19 protein-coding genes and 2 tRNA genes are annotated in these 15,380 nt (G+C 65.9%); 15 read left to right on the forward strand and 6 right to left on the reverse strand.

What is annotated here, in order from left to right:
* The first annotated feature begins 137 nt into the window (after positions 1 to 137).
* The 5 genes from HF684_RS12835 (at position 138) to HF684_RS12855 (ending at position 2,940) form a co-directional block, all read left to right on the forward strand.
* A complete protein-coding gene (locus HF684_RS12835; protein ID WP_169252782.1) occupies positions 138 to 1,757 on the forward strand; it encodes a hypothetical protein in 1,620 nt (539 codons plus the stop codon).
* Between the two features lie 6 nt (positions 1,758 to 1,763).
* On the forward strand, positions 1,764 to 1,946 hold the full coding sequence (locus HF684_RS12840; RefSeq protein ID WP_169252783.1) for a hypothetical protein: 183 nt from the start codon (positions 1,764 to 1,766) through the stop codon (positions 1,944 to 1,946).
* A gap of 96 nt (positions 1,947 to 2,042) precedes the next feature.
* Positions 2,043 to 2,327, forward strand: coding sequence for a DUF3618 domain-containing protein (locus HF684_RS12845; RefSeq protein WP_025778633.1), 285 nt, complete (start codon positions 2,043 to 2,045; stop codon positions 2,325 to 2,327).
* Positions 2,320 to 2,640, forward strand: a complete 321-nt coding sequence (locus HF684_RS12850) for a co-chaperone GroES (protein ID WP_135808739.1) — start codon at positions 2,320 to 2,322, stop codon at positions 2,638 to 2,640. The genes HF684_RS12845 and HF684_RS12850 overlap by 8 nt, the downstream gene beginning before the upstream one ends.
* 224 nt (positions 2,641 to 2,864) lie before the next feature.
* A tRNA-Lys gene (locus HF684_RS12855) sits at positions 2,865 to 2,940 on the forward strand.
* A 347-nt stretch (positions 2,941 to 3,287) separates the two neighbouring features.
* Here HF684_RS12855 and HF684_RS12860 read toward each other — a convergent pair.
* Positions 3,288 to 3,926 (reverse strand): GntR family transcriptional regulator, encoded by a 639-nt coding sequence (locus HF684_RS12860; RefSeq protein ID WP_169252784.1) that lies wholly within the window; start codon positions 3,924 to 3,926, stop codon positions 3,288 to 3,290.
* Positions 3,927 to 4,264: 338 nt separating this feature from the next.
* Here HF684_RS12860 and HF684_RS12865 point away from each other — a divergent pair, with 338 nt between their 5' ends.
* From HF684_RS12865 to HF684_RS12905, 9 genes are all read left to right on the forward strand, one after another.
* Positions 4,265 to 5,437 carry an NRAMP family divalent metal transporter gene (locus tag HF684_RS12865; RefSeq protein ID WP_348981452.1) on the forward strand — a complete coding sequence of 391 codons (1,173 nt, stop codon included), beginning with the start codon at positions 4,265 to 4,267 and terminating at the stop codon, positions 5,435 to 5,437.
* Positions 5,434 to 6,225 carry a 5-oxoprolinase subunit PxpA gene (locus HF684_RS12870; protein ID WP_211167993.1) on the forward strand — a complete coding sequence of 264 codons (792 nt, stop codon included), beginning with the start codon at positions 5,434 to 5,436 and terminating at the stop codon, positions 6,223 to 6,225. Before HF684_RS12865 ends, HF684_RS12870 begins: the two co-directional genes overlap by 4 nt.
* Positions 6,222 to 7,037: a putative hydro-lyase gene (locus HF684_RS12875; protein ID WP_211167994.1), complete on the forward strand. Its 816-nt coding sequence runs from the start codon at positions 6,222 to 6,224 to the stop codon at positions 7,035 to 7,037. Before HF684_RS12870 ends, HF684_RS12875 begins: the two co-directional genes overlap by 4 nt.
* Positions 7,034 to 8,722 carry an urea amidolyase family protein gene (locus tag HF684_RS12880; protein WP_169252785.1) on the forward strand — a complete coding sequence of 563 codons (1,689 nt, stop codon included), beginning with the start codon at positions 7,034 to 7,036 and terminating at the stop codon, positions 8,720 to 8,722. Before HF684_RS12875 ends, HF684_RS12880 begins: the two co-directional genes overlap by 4 nt.
* Before the next feature lie 3 nt (positions 8,723 to 8,725).
* Positions 8,726 to 10,495: a biotin carboxylase N-terminal domain-containing protein gene (locus tag HF684_RS12885; protein WP_169252786.1), complete on the forward strand. Its 1,770-nt coding sequence runs from the start codon at positions 8,726 to 8,728 to the stop codon at positions 10,493 to 10,495.
* A gap of 161 nt (positions 10,496 to 10,656) precedes the next feature.
* On the forward strand, positions 10,657 to 11,130 hold the full coding sequence (gene bcp / locus HF684_RS12890) for a thioredoxin-dependent thiol peroxidase (RefSeq protein ID WP_169252787.1): 474 nt from the start codon (positions 10,657 to 10,659) through the stop codon (positions 11,128 to 11,130).
* A gap of 142 nt (positions 11,131 to 11,272) precedes the next feature.
* A tRNA-Leu gene (locus HF684_RS12895) sits at positions 11,273 to 11,357 on the forward strand.
* 273 nt (positions 11,358 to 11,630) lie between these two features.
* Positions 11,631 to 12,095 carry a GNAT family N-acetyltransferase gene (locus HF684_RS12900; RefSeq protein ID WP_169252788.1) on the forward strand — a complete coding sequence of 155 codons (465 nt, stop codon included), beginning with the start codon at positions 11,631 to 11,633 and terminating at the stop codon, positions 12,093 to 12,095.
* Between the two features lie 35 nt (positions 12,096 to 12,130).
* Complete coding sequence (locus tag HF684_RS12905) at positions 12,131 to 12,472, forward strand: hypothetical protein (protein ID WP_169252789.1); 342 nt, start codon at positions 12,131 to 12,133, stop codon at positions 12,470 to 12,472.
* Here HF684_RS12905 and HF684_RS12910 read toward each other — a convergent pair.
* Positions 12,450 to 13,097, reverse strand: a complete 648-nt coding sequence (locus tag HF684_RS12910; protein WP_211167995.1) for a MerR family transcriptional regulator — start codon at positions 13,095 to 13,097, stop codon at positions 12,450 to 12,452. The genes HF684_RS12905 and HF684_RS12910 overlap by 23 nt on opposite strands.
* 114 nt (positions 13,098 to 13,211) lie before the next feature.
* Between HF684_RS12910 and HF684_RS12915 the strand changes: the two genes are divergently transcribed.
* The gene (locus HF684_RS12915; protein WP_169252790.1) at positions 13,212 to 13,652 is read left to right on the forward strand and encodes a DUF1772 domain-containing protein; all 441 of its coding nucleotides are present in this window, start codon (positions 13,212 to 13,214) and stop codon (positions 13,650 to 13,652) included.
* 4 nt (positions 13,653 to 13,656) lie between these two features.
* Here the strand turns inward: HF684_RS12915 and HF684_RS18825 are convergent, their stop codons facing one another.
* From HF684_RS18825 to HF684_RS12930, 4 genes are read right to left on the reverse strand one after another with little or no spacing between them, the layout of a single operon-like run.
* Positions 13,657 to 13,842, reverse strand: coding sequence for a hypothetical protein (locus HF684_RS18825; RefSeq protein ID WP_248278936.1), 186 nt, complete (start codon positions 13,840 to 13,842; stop codon positions 13,657 to 13,659).
* Positions 13,839 to 14,144, reverse strand: coding sequence for a maleylpyruvate isomerase family mycothiol-dependent enzyme (locus tag HF684_RS18830; protein ID WP_248278937.1), 306 nt, complete (start codon positions 14,142 to 14,144; stop codon positions 13,839 to 13,841). The genes HF684_RS18825 and HF684_RS18830 overlap by 4 nt, the downstream gene beginning before the upstream one ends.
* Complete coding sequence (locus HF684_RS12925; protein ID WP_169252791.1) at positions 14,141 to 14,647, reverse strand: ASCH domain-containing protein; 507 nt, start codon at positions 14,645 to 14,647, stop codon at positions 14,141 to 14,143. Before HF684_RS12925 ends, HF684_RS18830 begins: the two co-directional genes overlap by 4 nt.
* On the reverse strand, positions 14,644 to 15,306 hold the full coding sequence (locus tag HF684_RS12930) for a TetR/AcrR family transcriptional regulator C-terminal domain-containing protein (RefSeq protein ID WP_169252792.1): 663 nt from the start codon (positions 15,304 to 15,306) through the stop codon (positions 14,644 to 14,646). The genes HF684_RS12925 and HF684_RS12930 overlap by 4 nt, the downstream gene beginning before the upstream one ends.
* Between the last annotated feature and the right edge of the window lie 74 nt (positions 15,307 to 15,380).

The raw sequence follows: 15,380 nt of genomic DNA on the forward strand, positions 1-15,380 counted from the left end.
CACGGATCCCGCGCCACGGCGAAACACGCCTACGGCTTTAACACATCTGGCCAAGACATTAAGATAGTGCCCGATGTGTCTGAACGTCATGTCCCCTTGACCCAATGAAGTCGGAATCCCCACCGCGAAGGAACGTAGTGCCAGTCTCACTCAGGTTCAGCCGCAGAGCCGCCGCAATCGGCGCCGCGCTTGCCCTGGCAGCACTGCCGATCTCGGCGACGTTCTCTCCCGCACTCGCCCAACCGAGTCCCACCCCCACGGCCGACGCCAGTACGAGTTCCGAGGCTGATGCTTCTGCGGGAACAGATTCCGCTTCAGGTGATGACGCAGATTCGACGGCAGACAGCGTGGACGCCACCGACGCCGATTCGGGCAGCGCCGACAACGGTGTAACCGACGTCTCGGGTGAGGCCGACGACAACCCAGATCCGGGTCCCGATGACGACGGTGACAAGGCCTGCAAGGATCAGGAGTGGACCTCGGACGAACCCTGCGAAATCGACGGTGAACTCACCGCCGAATGGCAGATCGTCGGCCATCAACTGTCCGTTCCGGCCAACGACCAGGAAGAAGGCGCCGGTACCCTGCCGAAGAGCTGGGTCGGGAAGTCCTTCGAAGCTCCGAAACAGGAGATGAAGCGGATTCCCGCGCAATCGTCCACCGGCGATGCCGCTGAATCGGCTATGAATGATTCGGACACCGACGACAGCGGGCAGTCCGTTGCAGAAGCGACCGCTGCAGCAGCACCCACTGAATACCATTTCAATGACAAAGGTCAGATCGTTGCCGACGGTCAGACCGATGCGATGGACTTCGAAGAGTTCGCTCCCTCTGGGCCGGAACCCGAATGGACTTTCACGGTCAATGACAAAGGCCAGATAGTCGCCGACGGTCAGCAGTACCCCGACGACGACGGCGCCGAAGCATCGAGCAACCCGGATGGCTCGTCCTCCGCCGATTCGACCGCCGGCGCCGATGAGGACGGCTCGAAAGACAGCGATACCGCTCCGACGGCGGATGGCTCGACCTCGTCCGACGGCGACACTGCCGACAGCGACACCGGTGGCAGCAAGACCGCCAACAAGGACGGTGTCACCTCCGACGACGGCTCCACGAGCGACCGCGACGCCGGCACGGACGGGGCGTCGTCGGACAGCGACACCTCTGATGACAGCACCACCTCGACCGATGGCGGCACCTCATCGGATTCGGGATCGAACGATCGTGCGGACACCTCGGGCGACTCGGACTCCGGCGGCAGAGAAACCGACGCCGACACCGGTTCGGGCTCCGACGGCTCTCGCAGCAGCGATTCCGACAGCTCGGATTCCGACGAGGACGAAGAGAAGGATTCGGACAAGGACGGTACTGGTTCATCGGTCGGAGCCTCCGACGCCGACGGCACCACCCCCGACCCGTCGAACGGCAATGGCTCCCCGGACGACGAACGCGAAACCATTCCCGGCAACGCCGGTGACGAATGGCTGCCCGGTGACGGCGAGAACACCAAGCGCCCCGACTATTCGGACCCGGTGCCACGCAACCCCGAGGAGCCGGCACCCGAAGACGATACGGATCTCATCACGGGTGGAGATCAGCCGTCTCCGCGGGCCAATCAGAATCCGGCGACCTCGTTCGGCGAATCCATCATCTCCACGATCGTCAGCTCCTGGCCCGTCTTCGTCCTCGCCGCCTCCGGCATGGCCGCGGTCGGGTTCATCATCTACCTCATGGGTCGCCGCGGAAAACAGGACTGAGGCCGGATGGACCTCTTCGCCTCGGTGATGGTGAAGCGAATCGACGAACTGCGGCTTGAGGATCTCGACCTCACCCGCTCGGGTGGGCTGGAGCGGTATATCGCCGGTCTCCGCGGCCACTACCCGACGATGCCCGCCGACGCGAACGTCGAGATCGTAAGATTCCGTCGAACCGCGGCCGATATCTGACACTCGCAGTGCCCAGCCGCTAAGCTGGACAGCGAAGCACTGTGGCACAAGGTCACAGACGCAGCAAAGCATTCTCGACCGGGAGGACTCGACCCGATGACTGACAACGTCTACACCTCAGATGTGACCGTCGACCAGGCGACAACCGCGCAGCTCGCGGAGTCGATCCGACTGCGCGAAGAGCGCATCGCCGAGAACATCGACGAGCTCGTCGGCCGCATCCACCCGAAGGTGCTGGCGACGCGCGCCGTCAACAAGGCGAAGTCCGAGGTCGTCGAGGAAGACGGCTCCCCCAAGCCCGAGATCATCGCACTCGGCGCCGGCGCCGTCCTCGGTGTGGCCGCCCTCGTCGTCGGACTCTCCGGTCGCAAGCGTGGCTGATGCCGCACTTCCGATCCGGATGCTCCATGACCGGATCCTGCTCGAACCCAGCGAGGAAGCCGGGGAACGCAAATCCTCGGCGGGCATCGTCATTCCCGCCACCGCCAGCATGGGCAGACGCCTCGTGTGGGGCAAGGTCGTGGCCGCGGGCCCGCATGTGAGGCAGGCCAACCTCGGCGACACCGTCCTCTACGACCCTGAGGAACTCGCTGAGGTGGAGCTCGAGGGACGCGCGTATGTGCTGCTGCGTGAGCGCGACGTCCACGCGATCTCCGAACCGGCCGAGCAGTCGAGTTCCGGAATGTATCTCTGAGATGCCGCCGGGCGTACGAGCGTCGGTGATGAGAACGCCGCGCCGGCTGGGCCCGGAACTAGACTCTCAATCAGTGGGTTCCGAGTCGCAGAGATCGCTGGAACAGGGACTCTGACCAGGGGTTTGCGACCTTCATCACAAAATCGAATATGGGCCGATCTCGGTTTGCATGATCGGTCGACACCTGAGTAATATTAATTCTCGTTGCGCAACGTGCGCGGCACGCGCCTCTAGCTCAATTGGCAGAGCAACTGACTCTTAATCAGTGGGTTCCGGGTTCAAGTCCCGGGGGGCGCACCACAGACTGAGAACCGCTTCTGACATCACGTCGGGAGCGGTTCTTTCGCATTCACCCTTGTCGGCCACCCTGCTTTCAAGTTCGACTCACCCTGCTCTCACGTCACCAGGTTCCTCCATGTGCCATCCAGAGCAGGGTGGACCGATTCGCCGGATTGCACCTGCTGCGGCGGCGTCCTGGTTGGGGACCACTCGCGAGCCGCACGGCCCGGCCCTTGGATGGCGGCGGCACCGTTTGAGTCGAAAGGCCCATGTTTGAAACTGTGCTGTCTGACTTCAGGTGGGCTGCCAGCAGATTCGGCTCCGGTCAGGGGCAGGACGAGCGGCTCTCGGCACGGGCCGGGCCCGGTTCAGTCCTGTCCCGCGCGGGCGTAGGCGCCGAGCACTTGCCGCTCGGAATCTCCGAGGTAGGCGCCGAGGATCGTCGCCGCAGCCTCGGACCCCTCCGTGCGATAGACCTCGACGACCTCTTTGTTGCGACCGATGAACGGTGCATGGAGGAAGTCGAGGACCTCGACCTTGAGGAACGCCAATCGCAGCTCGGCGAGCACATTGGAAAACGACTGCATCAGCCGCCGGCTGTCCGAGAGCGAAACGACGGCATTGTGGAACTCCATATTCGCTGTCCCGACCTCGAGCCAGTTCTCTTCGGCGGCGAACTTCTCGGCGGCGTCGACAGCCGCCTCCATCCTCACGGCGTTCGGATGGTTGCGCGGAGCGTGCTCGAGCACAGAGCACTCGACGTGATGGCGAACTCGGTAGATATCGACGACATCGGCCGTGTTCGGCGACGCCACGGAGACGCCACGGTGCGGGATGTGCGTGACCAGGCCCTGCTCCCCGAGCACTCGGAAGGCCTCGCGCAGGGTATTGCGCGAAACATCGAACTCCTTCGCCAGCGCAGCTTCGGACAGCCGCTCACCAGGGCGCAGCTCTCCCGCGATGAGACGGTCAGTGAGCCTGTTGACCAGGGACGAATCGTGATTCACCTCTCCATCCTACTGAACCGCCGCCGCAAACTCCCATATGCCCGTCCACAATCTCACGAAGAAAAATGTGACCTCCGTCTATGTTTGTTCAACAATAAGTGCTAGATTGTTTACCACTTCACGTGTGCCAGGACACAGACATCGCTGTCCTCACCCCATCGGCGCACGCGAAGGACCTCATGACCACCAGACAGTCGGAGACTCCCATGTCACACGCACCGGAATCCCAACCGCCGGAATCGAGCTCGTCGGACGCGACCGCGTCGGGACGCGGCAATGCCTCGAGTGAGATCGGCTCGAAGATCAGCCGCAGCGCGATCGTCGGGGCCATCTTCCTCATGGCCACTTCGGCGATCGGTCCGGGCTTCATCACCCAGACGGCCACCTTCACGGCTCAGATGGGGGCGGCCTTCGCCTTCGCGATCTTTGCCTCGATCCTCATCGACATCGCCATCCAGCTCAATATCTGGCGGATGGTGACCTCCTCGGGCAAGCGCGCGGCCCAGCTGGCCTCCTCGGCCGTGCCGGGGTCAGGCATCCTCCTGTCCGTCCTCATCGTCATCGGCGGACTGGCCTTCAACATCGGCAATATCGCCGGCGGCGGGCTCGGCCTCAACGCACTGCTGGGCATCGACCCGAAACTCGGCGGACTGCTCACCGGCGTGCTCGCGATCGGCATCTTCCTGTTCAAACGCGCCGGAAAGGTCGTCGACACCGTCGTCCTCGTCCTCGGCATCGGGATGATCATCCTCACCTGCATCGTCGCCATCGTCTCCAATCCGCCCGTCGGTGAGGCGCTCAGACAGTCGATCGCACCCGACACCATCAACTTCGCCACCGTGACCACGATCGTCGGCGGCACCGTCGGCGGCTACATCACCTACTCGGGTGCCCACCGCTACCTCGACTCGGGCAAAACCGGCCCGGAGAACGCCGGTTCGGTCATGCGTTCGGCGCTGTCGGGCATCATCGTCACCGGTGTCATGCGCTACGTCCTCTTCCTCGCCATCCTCGGCGTCGTCGCCTCCGGAGTCGCCCTCGACCTCGACTCGAGCGTGGCGAACCCCGCCGGTCAGGCCTTCGCCGCAGTCCTCGGCGATGCGGGAATGCGCATCTTCGGCGCCATCTTCTGGGCCGCGGCACTGAGCTCGGTCATCGGCGCAGCCTACACCTCCGCGACCTTCCTCTCCGCCTTCTCCACGCGACTCAAGGGCGGTTGGCCGCTGCAGCTGGCGACCGTGGCCTTCATCGTCGTCTCACTCATCGTCTACCTCGCCCTCGGCACGGCACCCGCCACTCTGCTCGTCTTCGTCGGCGGCTTCAACGGCCTCATCCTGCCGATCGGTCTGACGATCTTCATGTACATCGGCTGGTTCAGGCCGCGCCTGCTGCGCACTGACAAGTACCCGAAGTGGTTGCTCATCATCGGCACCGCAGCAACACTGGTCACGTGGTACACGGCCACACAGTCCATCGGCCCCATCTTCGCCATGATCGGAATCGGAGGATGACATTGTCTGTCAACAGCGAACTGAGAATCGACCTCAACTCTGACCTCGGGGAGAACGTGCCCGACCGCGTCGTCAGCGACGATGCGGCCATGCTCGGCCTCGTCACCAGCGCCAACGTCTCCTGCGGGTTCCACGCCGGCAATCCCGAAGGCATCCGCGCCACCGTCGACGCCGCAACGAAGGGCGGAGTCGCCATCGGAGCCCACCCCGGATACGACGACTACGAAGGCTTCGGTCGTCGCGCCCTCGACGTGCCCGCAGCCACCCTGCAGGCCCAGGTCGAATACCAGATCGGTGCGCTCATCGGACTGACCACGGCCGTCGGCGGAGATGTCTCCTACGTCAAACCCCACGGCGGTCTCTACAACGCGATCGTCCACGACGAGGCGCAGGCGAAGGTCGTCGTCGACGCCGTCAAAGCCATCGATGATTCCCTCGTATTTCTGGGACTCGCCGGCAGCGTGGCCAACCGCGTCGCCGCCGAAGCCGGACTGACCGTCGCCGCCGAGGCCTTCGCCGATCGGTCCTACAATCCCGACGGGTCCTTGGTCTCCCGGTCGGAGCCGAACGCGGTCCTTCACGACCCCGAAGCCGTGGCCGCCCGCGTCCTCCGGCTCGTCCAGACCGGACAGGTCGAAGCCATCGACGGCAGCCTCGTCGACGTCGACGCTCAGTCCATCTGCTTCCACGGCGACAGCCAGGGATCCATCGACATGGCCCGAGCCGCCCGCGACCTCCTCGAATCCGAAGGTGTTGCGATCGCCGCCTTCGCCGGAGCCGGACGATGAACGCTGCCGCCACAGGCACCACCGCCATGGACACGATGCGGGCTGCCGGCGCGGAAGCCCGTGCCCGCATCCGGGCAGGATTCGACGGCCCCACCTCGGGGATGGCACCGGGACTCCTCCAGGCCAACCTCATCTCCGTGCCCGCGGACTGGGCTTTCGACGTCCTCCTGTTCACCCAACGCAACCCGAAGCCGTGCCCGGTCGTCGACGTCCTCGAACCCGGACAGCTGGCATCCGCGCTGGCGCCGGGCAGCGATATCCGCACCGACATCCCCGGCTACCGGATCTGGGAGAACGGCGCCCTGACCGACGAAGTCACCGACGCCACCGGGGCCTGGGAGACCCACCCGGACCTCGTGTCGTTCCTCATCGGCTGCTCGTTCACCTTCGAGAACGGTCTGAGTCAGGCGGGCATCCCGATCCGCCACCAGGCAGCCGGTCGCAATGTGCCGATGTACCGCACGACCACGGCCTGCCGCCCGGCCGGCCGGATCAGCGGAGACATGGTCGTGTCCATGCGCCCGATCCCGGCAACCCAGGTCGCCGAGGCGGTGCGCATCACCGATCGCTTCCCCGCCGTCCACGGTGCCCCGATCCACATCGGCGACCCGTCCCAGATCGCCATCGCTGACCTCGACGCGCCCGATTTCGGTGACGCCCCGGTCATCCACGACGGCGACATTCCCGTGTTCTGGGCCTGCGGAGTCACCCCGCAGGCAGCCATCCAGGCCTCGGGAATTCCCTTCGCGATCACACACTCACCTGGGAAGATGTTCATCACCGACGAGCCGGAAGACACCTACCGCCAATGACCTCGACCCCGCTGGCCAACACCCTGACCTTCCACACCGCCTCGAGGCGCCACCTCCTCGTCGAGTGCGCCGACCTGCCCGCGACGATGGCCCTGCACCACAGCCTCGAAGCCGCTGATCTGCCCGGCGTCACCGAACTCATCCCGGCCGCCCGCACAGTGCTGCTGAGCTTCGACCCCGCACGCACGAGTGCCGAGACGCTGACCGAGGCGGTGCGCGGGCTCGGGCACACCGAGTCGGTCTCGGATACGGCCCGGGAGGTCACGATCGAAGTCCGCTACGACGGGGACGACCTCGCCGAGGTGGCCGACCTCCTCTCCGTCTCCCCCGCCGAGGTGATCAACCGCCACCAGGCCGCGACCTGGCAGGTCGCGTTCGCCGGCTTCGCTCCCGGCTTCGGCTACCTCGCCGGTGACGACGAGCTCTTCGACGTTCCCCGCCGCTCGTCCCCTCGCACGCGTGTGCCCGTGGGCTCGGTGGCTCTGGCCGGCGAGTTCACCGGCGTCTACCCGCGCTCCTCCCCCGGCGGCTGGCAGCTCATCGGACGCACCGATGCGACACTGTGGGATCTCGACAGACAGCCCCCAGCCCTGTTCGTACCCGGCACGATCGTGAAGTTCGCCGAGGCGGGGCGGGAGATCGTCGAGATTGCGACGGACGCATCGGATGCAGATGCGGTTTCGGCGACAGATTCACCGTCGGATTCGGCGGCGAGCGCTGATACCCCACACTCCCTGAAGATCCTGCGCCCCGGTCTGCAGCTGCTCGTCCAGGATCTCGGGCGGCCCGGTTTCGCCTCGATGGGCGTCTCCGCCGCCGGTGCCGCCGACCGCTCCGCGTTGACTGACGCCAACCGTCTCGTCGGCAACGCTAAGACCGCCGCCGGACTGGAGAGCTTCGGCGGCGGAGTGCTCCTGCGCTCAGCGGGTGACGGCGTCGCCGCGGTCACCGGCGCCACCGGAACGATCACCGTCACCGCTGCCGATGGCACGGTTCTCACACCCCGCCTCGGCGAGGCCTTTGCCCTGGCCGACGGGGACGAACTCGAACTCGGACCGACCGAGCGCGGAGTCCGCCGCTGCCTCGCCGTGCGCGGTGGAATCGATGTCGACACGGCACTCGGCAGCAGCTCCGCCGACACCCTTGCCGGGCTCGGTCCAGCCGCTGTCGACAAGGACACCACGGTGGGTGTGCACGATCCGCGGACGGCGCCCCACCTCGTCGATCCCACTCCCACACCGCCGCGGAACCTTCCGCAGCCGGGTGAAACGGTGACGCTCACGGTGACCCTGGGACCGCGTGAGGACTGGTTCACCGAGGCCGGAATCGACACGCTGCTGTCACAGGTATGGACGGTCACCCACGAATCCGACCGGGTGGGCCTGCGCCTGTCCGGTGAGGTTCCGCTCGAGCGGGCCCGCACCGGTGAGCTGCCCAGCGAGGGCGCGGTCACCGGTGCCCTGCAGGTTCCGCCGAACGGTCAGCCGGTCCTCTTCGGCCCCGACCATCCGCTCACCGGCGGGTACCCGATCATCGCCAGCGTCGATGATCTCGACCTCGCCGCACAGCTGCCTCCGGGTGTGAAACTGCGGTTCACCACCTCTGCCCGACCGACGCCGAACACCCGCCCGGCCGAGTCACCCCGCACCTCAGCAGCACCCCGCACCAACGAGAACGAAGGCTGAACAATGTCGAGAATCCTCATCGCCAACCGCGGCGAGATCGCCGTCCGCATCATCCGCGCCTGCGCCCAGCACGGGCACACCTCGGTGGCTGTCTACGCCGATCAGGACGCCGACGCCATGCATGCCCGCCTCGCCGACGAAGCATTCGCCCTGCCCGGGACGACAGCCGGTGAGACCTACCTCAACATCGATGCGATCCTGACCGCTGCGAAGTCCGCCGGCGCCGATGCCGTCCACCCCGGCTACGGATTCCTGTCCGAGAACGCCGACTTCGCCTCCGCCGTCGAAGCCGCCGGGCTGATCTGGATCGGGCCGAACGCGGACACGATCACCGCCCTCGGCGACAAGGTCACCGCCCGTCAGCTCGCGCAGAAGGTCGGCGCCCCCTTGGCGCCGGGCATCGACCGCCCTTTGGAGAACGCAGCCGAGGTCGAGTCCTTCGCCGCCGAGGCGGGACTGCCGATCATCATCAAGGCCGCCCACGGCGGCGGTGGGCGCGGAATGAAGATCGTCCACGAGCTGACCGAGGTGGCCGATGCCTTCGAATCGGCCACCCGTGAGGCCGTCGAGGCCTTCGGTCGACCCGAATGCTTCGTCGAGAAGTACCTCGAACGTCCCCGCCATGTCGAGGTCCAGATCGTCGGCGACGGTCGGGGCCGGGTCGTGGCCGTCGGTGACCGCGACTGCTCCGCTCAGCGACGCAACCAGAAGCTCATCGAGGAAGCACCTGCCCCGGGGCTGACGGATGAGCAGCGCGAACGTCTGCACCGTTCGGCCGAAGCCATCTGCGCCGAGGTGGACTACCGCGGTGCCGGCACCGTCGAATTCCTGCTCGCCGCCGACGGCACCATGACGTTCCTCGAGGTCAACACCCGACTGCAGGTCGAACATCCCGTCACCGAGGTGACCTCCGGGGTCGATCTCGTCGCCGAGCAGTTCCGCATCGCCTTCGGCCACGGTCTGTCGCTGGAGTCGACCCCGCAGCCGGTCGGTCATGCGATCGAACTGCGCATCAACGCCGAGGATCCCGGCCGCGGATTCCTCCCGACTCCGGGACGCATCGATGTCCTCGATGTGCCCGGCGGCCTCGGTGTGCGCTGGGATTCCGGTGTGCGTGCCGGTGACACCGTGCAGCCGGCCTTCGACTCACTCTTCGCGAAACTCATCGTCCACGGTCCCGACCGTGAGCAGGCGATCGCGCGCACCGTGACAGCGGCGAAGGAGCTCCACGTCGAGGGCCCAGCCACAGTGGTGCCGTGCTCTCTGGCGATCCTGCGTGATGAGGCATTCACCGGTCTCGGCGTCGCCGGTGTCGACGGCATCCACACCCAGTGGATCGAAGCCGAGTTGCTGCCGCGCTTCGAGACCCAGGAACGCCCGGCCCCGGTGGCCGACGGTCAGATGCAGCGCATGTCGATCGAGATCGACGGGAAGCTGACCACCATCGGACTGCCCGCCGGGCTGCTCGCAGCCCTCGGCTCGGTCGGTGGGACCGGTCAGGGCAACACCGGCCAGGGCGGTGCGGTCGGTGCTGCTGGGAATGGTGGAGCCGCCTCGGCGAGTGCCGGGGATGTCACCGCGCCCGTGCCGGGCAGCCTCGTGGATTTCCTCGTCGAGGACGGCGCGCAGGTGGCGGCCGGTGACGAGGTCGCGGTGCTGTCGGCGATGAAGATGGAGACCCGGGTCGAAGCCCCGGTCGCGGGAACGCTGCGCCAGGTCGCGGCCGTCGGCGACGTCGTGGCGGTCGGACAGACCATCGCACGGGTCGACTGAGTCGGCGGGCCGCCTCGGCGAAAGGATCGGTCGAGGTGGTTGCGTACATCGGTCGAGGTGATTGCGTGCATCGGTCGAGGCATCGGGCCCGGCAACGGAATAGAGTGGTGGTCAGCGATGGTTCTCCAAGTCGGAGACCACCCCAACCAGGAGGAGCATTCATGTCACGTCTGTCGGTCGGCGACACCGCCCCGGAGTTCACCCTCGTCAACCAGGACGGAAAGTCCGTGAGCCTCAGCGATTTCCGAGGTCAGCGGGTCGTCGTGTACTTCTACCCGGCCGCTATGACCCCGGGCTGCACGACTGAGGCCTGCGATTTCCGGGACTCGCTCTCGGCACTCAAGGCCGCCGGCATCGCCGTCGTCGGCATCTCCCCGGACAAGCCGGAGAAGCTGCAGCAGTTCATCGACAAGGAGGGGCTCAACTTCGACCTCCTCTCTGATGAGGACAAGACGATGATGACCGAGTGGGGTGCCTTCGGCGAGAAGAAGAACTACGGCAAGGTCGTCCAGGGCGTCATCCGCTCGACCGTCGTCGTCGATGCCGAGGGCAAGGTCGAACTCGCCCAGTACAACGTCAAGGCCACCGGGCACGTCGCCCGCGTGCGCAAGGAGCTCGGCATCGACGCAGCCTGAGTCGACCGCGACTTCGTCGCATTGCCCAGGCAGCGGCGCCGGCGCGATCGTGGCCTGAGCATCGGGGCGGCCCGAGTTTTCAGCAACTCGGGCCGCCCCTGCTAATCTTGAGGGCGGCGCGGCCGCATCCGCGGTGGCTAGAGCGCGAGTGGCGGAATTGGTAGACGCGCTGGATTTAGGTTCCAGTGTCTTCGGACGTAGGGGTTCAAGTCCCCTCTCGCGTACCACGGGCCCCGGGGCGGAAGTCGACACGCTTCCGCCCCGGGGCACTTTTCTGTCTCATAGTGAGCCGCATGCGGCGAGTTCCGGACGATCCGTGCGGAATCTGCCGCACACTTTCAGCACACATCGTCCGGAACTCCGCTTGCCGACCGAGCCAGCGGCGCCACGCCACATTTCGTGCATCGCCGCCCAGAACCAGTTCCTGACGCCTGTACGCGAACAGATGCGGAGAACGTAATGTGGTCAGTGCTGCACCGAACCTAGTGAGAGGACTGCCGATGACGACGTCCCCGGCTCCGACGATCCGCCCCACCGCGCCTGCCGACGAGGCCCGGTGGAAAGAGCTTTTCCGTGCCTACCGCGAGTTCTACCGATTGGAACCATCCGAGGAGGTCGTCTCCCGCGTGTGGTCGTGGCTGACCGACCCCGCACACGAGTGCCAGGGACTCGTCGCCGAGGCGGACGGAATGATCGTCGGAATCGCCGACTACCGTCGTTTCTCGCGTCCATCGACAGGCAGCGTCGGCATCTGGCTCGACGATCTCTTCACCGATCCCGATGCGCGCGGCCGAGGTGTCGGCCGTGCCTTGATCTCCCGACTGCAGGTGATCGCCTCGTCCGAAGGCTGTTCGGTGGTCCGGTGGATCACCGCCGATGACAACGCTCAGGCTCAGGTGCTCTACGACGATGTCGCAGCGAAGACGAACTGGCTCACCTACGACGCGAAGCCGACGGAGTCGTGAGCACGGAGTTGCCGGGTGAGGAGAGGCCGAACTCGGTGGAGCCGGAAGAACAGGCAAGCTCAGCGAAAACCGGCGCTGACCGCGAGGTGCTTCTGTGCTGCCTGCTGTGGGCACGCGAAGGGCAGGCTGAGGCACTGACAGCCTACGAGAACGATGTTCTCGCGCTGATTTCCGAGCACGGAGGTCGCGTCGTCAATCGTGCCAAGAGCGACGGGGCCCAAGGGCGTCCCGACGAGGTGCAGTTCTATCGGTTCGAGTCCCCGGGAGCGCTCGATTCCTACCTGGCCGATCCGCGACGTCAGGCGCAGGCCGCCGATCGCGACCGCGTCATCGCCAGGACGGAGCTGTTCCCGATCAGCTTTCTTCCGAGCGAGTGAGATCCTGCGCGAAGTGCTGCTGGGCAAGCAGGACCAACGCCTCGAGCAACGGTGTGCGCAGCACACTGCCGAGGACGACTCCGCGAATCCGTTCCTCCATGCTGACTGCGTCGCCGATCGCATCGAGGTCGGTCCGGCCGACGTCTTCTGCCGCCTCGACATAGGCATCGAGCCGATCGAGGAGCGGAGTCAGGCCCTCTTCGGACAACATGGCAACCGCGTTCACAGCCGCCCGATAAGCCGGCGATGAGGACGCGCAGCGCCATCCTCGCGCGGTGATCGCACGGTCGAGTATCGCCGAGGCAGCGGCATCGTCCGTCTCGGCCTCGCCGACGAGCGCGTCCTGGGTGACGCCCATCGCTTCGATCTCCGAAGCCTGTCCGTCCACCGCACCGACGACGGCTCGCACCTTCGCCAAGGGCAGTCCGGCCACCGACGTCATGGCCCGGATGAGGCGCAGCCGCTCGAGATGAGTTCGATCGTAGACGGCTTGATTCACGCTCGTCCGTCGTCCCGGCTGCAGCAGCCCTTCTCGCAGGTAGTACTTGATGGTCGGCACACTGAGGTCCGAACGGCGGGCCAGCTCCGCCATCCTCATCTCCGGCCTGTCCGTCGGCTCCTGCATCGCCATCTCCTCCCGGCACCGCCAGCAATTTTGTGTGTCTGATCTTGCTCGACCTTAGCAGATACCTCTACTATCTATTATGGATAGTCCAACTACCTATTAGAAGGAGGGGCCATGGACGCTTTCGCATTGGCTGCGGTCCTCGTCACCGGTTTCGTCGGCTCAGCGGAGTTCGGGTCGGCCGCCTTGGTCCACCCGGTGATCCGTCGGCTGGCGACGGACGATCAGCTCATCATGGAGAAGGGCCTGCTGAAGACATTCGGCCGGGTGATGCCGGTGGGGATGACCGCGGCGACTGCTCTGGCGATCATCGTCGCCATCGATGAGCCCAACGCCTGGCTGGTTTCGGCTGCAATCAGCCTCGGCGTCGCTCTGGTCGTGACGATCGTCGGGAACGTCCCGATCAATTCCCAAACGGGACGGATCACCGAGGAGACCGCTCCCGAGGGATTCATCGCCATGCGCAGACGGTGGGACGTCTTCCAGATCGTGCGCGCAACTCTGCAGCTGCTCGGTTTCGTCCTTGTCACGGTCGGAGTCGTCGGATTCGACTGAGGTTTCAGTCCATCTGTCGCCGGAGTTCGGCGGCCCCGCTTCCGGTCAGGTCTGCCAATGCCTCCGGACGGCCGGCCATGGCCAGAACGAAATCGAGGAGACGACCAGCCACCTGCGGCCCGCTTCCGCATTCGAAGTCGGCGTCGACCGCGCTGAGTCTCAGCCCTTTGACCAGGGTCTTCGAGTTCACAGCGAAATCCTTCGAGGCGAGTCGCGGAACTTCGCAAGAGTCTCCCCCGGTGAGCCACCGAGGCGGCGCTTGAGCAGTCGCGCATTGTGCTTTGCAGGGTCGAAACCTGCTCGGGCGATGCTGCGGATCCAGGCCCACCGCCCGGTGTTTGCCGCGGCGGTCAGGTGGGCGACGACCTGCTCGACCGACCATTCCGTGCACAGGGTGGCGTGCGCCCACTGCTCAGTTCCGAGAGTCGTCAGCAGATCGGCCAGGCGTGCGCGCTCCGCGTGGATGAGGTCCCAGTATTCGGTTTCGCTCATGCGCTCTTCCCACGTGAGCAGTCGCCGGACTCGCCGTCAGGCGCATCGCAGGCCGTTCCGAAGAGCACCCGAAAACGTTCACACACGACCGGCATCTCGGGCGAGAATCCACGCCGTCCGTGCTCGCTCCAGAAGCGTTCATGGATGTCGCGCCAGGCAGCCAGGGTTCGGTCGCCCTCCCCTTCCGCATGGGCATGCTCGGCGGTCACTGCGGAGAAGGCCACGATGTCGATCGCCGTGGTTTCGATGAGGGCTCTCGGTCGGCCCCGGCCGTCGAGGATGATGCTCAGTTCGCCCACCTCGGGGACGGAATCGCCGTCGGCTTCGATGTCCCACAGCGCCGAGGCGGTGCCCGTCTTCGTCCCGGACAGCACGAGAGCGAGGAGGTCATCCGCATGCTCGGGAGTCGCACCGAAGGCCCAGGCTTCTGGAATCTCGCCGGGAAGGTCGGGCCGGGTCTTCTGCGCCAGCTCCCAGAACTGCTCGGGCGACTCACCGATCACGATGCAATCGCCTCCAGCTGCAGCCGCAGCCCGTCGATGAGAGCGCGCAGCCCGAATTCGAACGCGGCCGTCGCCGAAGAGGTGCCCGCGAACCCCGGATCGAGCGCCGCACGAATCGACGCGAACCGCTCGTCAGCCGAGTCCTGAGCAATGAGGTCGGCGGGGGCGATGATGTCGAGCGCCGACCCGAGGATGTGAGCCTCGACCGTGCGCATGACCGCCACGGTCCTCGACTCGGGCCAGCCGCCTCGGCGCAGTCCAGCCACCACAGTGTCGTACATCCGATACGTCGACAGATCGCCGATCGACGTCGTCGCGAGCAGGCGGATGAGATTCGGATGCGCGGAGAAAGCGTGCAGGTACGAGCGTGCCCAGCACTCGAGCGCCGCATCCCACGGGACCGACTCCGAAGTCTGCCTCGACTCGGTCGTCCCCAACGCAGTCTGCTCAGCCGAGGCGAACGGCGTGACGTCGATTTCGGCGACGATGCGGGCCCGCATCGCCTCGATCAGTGCGGTACGACCGGATATATGGTTGTACAGCGATGACACCTGACGATCGACCCGAGCCGCCAGAGTCCGCATCGACAGCGCCTCGGCGCCCTCCTCATCGACGAGGGCGAGCGCAGCATCGACGAGCCGCTCCCGATTGAGTCTCACACTGGCCTCGACTTCCTCTTCCCCGAACCTTTCGAAGAGTGTATCGTGTTCCCAGTCACAGATACGAACACTGT

Origin of the sequence: Brevibacterium sp. 'Marine' (assembly GCF_012844365.1) — a bacterium.
Classification (GTDB): domain Bacteria; phylum Actinomycetota; class Actinomycetes; order Actinomycetales; family Brevibacteriaceae; genus Brevibacterium.

Excerpts from the sequence above, each read along its gene's own strand:
- HF684_RS12840 (WP_169252783.1), top strand. The coding sequence starts at position 1,764 with ATGGACCTCTTCGCCTCGGTGATGGTGAAGCGAATCGACGAACTGCGG.
- HF684_RS12845 (WP_025778633.1), top strand. The coding sequence starts at position 2,043 with ATGACTGACAACGTCTACACCTCAGATGTGACCGTCGACCAGGCGACA.
- HF684_RS12865 (WP_348981452.1), top strand. The coding sequence starts at position 4,265 with ATGGCCACTTCGGCGATCGGTCCGGGCTTCATCACCCAGACGGCCACC.
- HF684_RS12870 (WP_211167993.1), top strand. The coding sequence starts at position 5,434 with ATGACATTGTCTGTCAACAGCGAACTGAGAATCGACCTCAACTCTGAC.
- HF684_RS12875 (WP_211167994.1), top strand. The coding sequence starts at position 6,222 with ATGAACGCTGCCGCCACAGGCACCACCGCCATGGACACGATGCGGGCT.
- HF684_RS12880 (WP_169252785.1), top strand. The coding sequence starts at position 7,034 with ATGACCTCGACCCCGCTGGCCAACACCCTGACCTTCCACACCGCCTCG.
- HF684_RS12885 (WP_169252786.1), top strand. The coding sequence starts at position 8,726 with ATGTCGAGAATCCTCATCGCCAACCGCGGCGAGATCGCCGTCCGCATC.
- bcp (WP_169252787.1), top strand. The coding sequence starts at position 10,657 with ATGTCACGTCTGTCGGTCGGCGACACCGCCCCGGAGTTCACCCTCGTC.
- HF684_RS12900 (WP_169252788.1), top strand. The coding sequence starts at position 11,631 with ATGACGACGTCCCCGGCTCCGACGATCCGCCCCACCGCGCCTGCCGAC.
- HF684_RS12910 (WP_211167995.1), bottom strand. The coding sequence starts at position 13,097 with ATGCAGGAGCCGACGGACAGGCCGGAGATGAGGATGGCGGAGCTGGCC.
- HF684_RS12915 (WP_169252790.1), top strand. The coding sequence starts at position 13,212 with ATGGACGCTTTCGCATTGGCTGCGGTCCTCGTCACCGGTTTCGTCGGC.
- HF684_RS18830 (WP_248278937.1), bottom strand. The coding sequence starts at position 14,144 with ATGAGCGAAACCGAATACTGGGACCTCATCCACGCGGAGCGCGCACGC.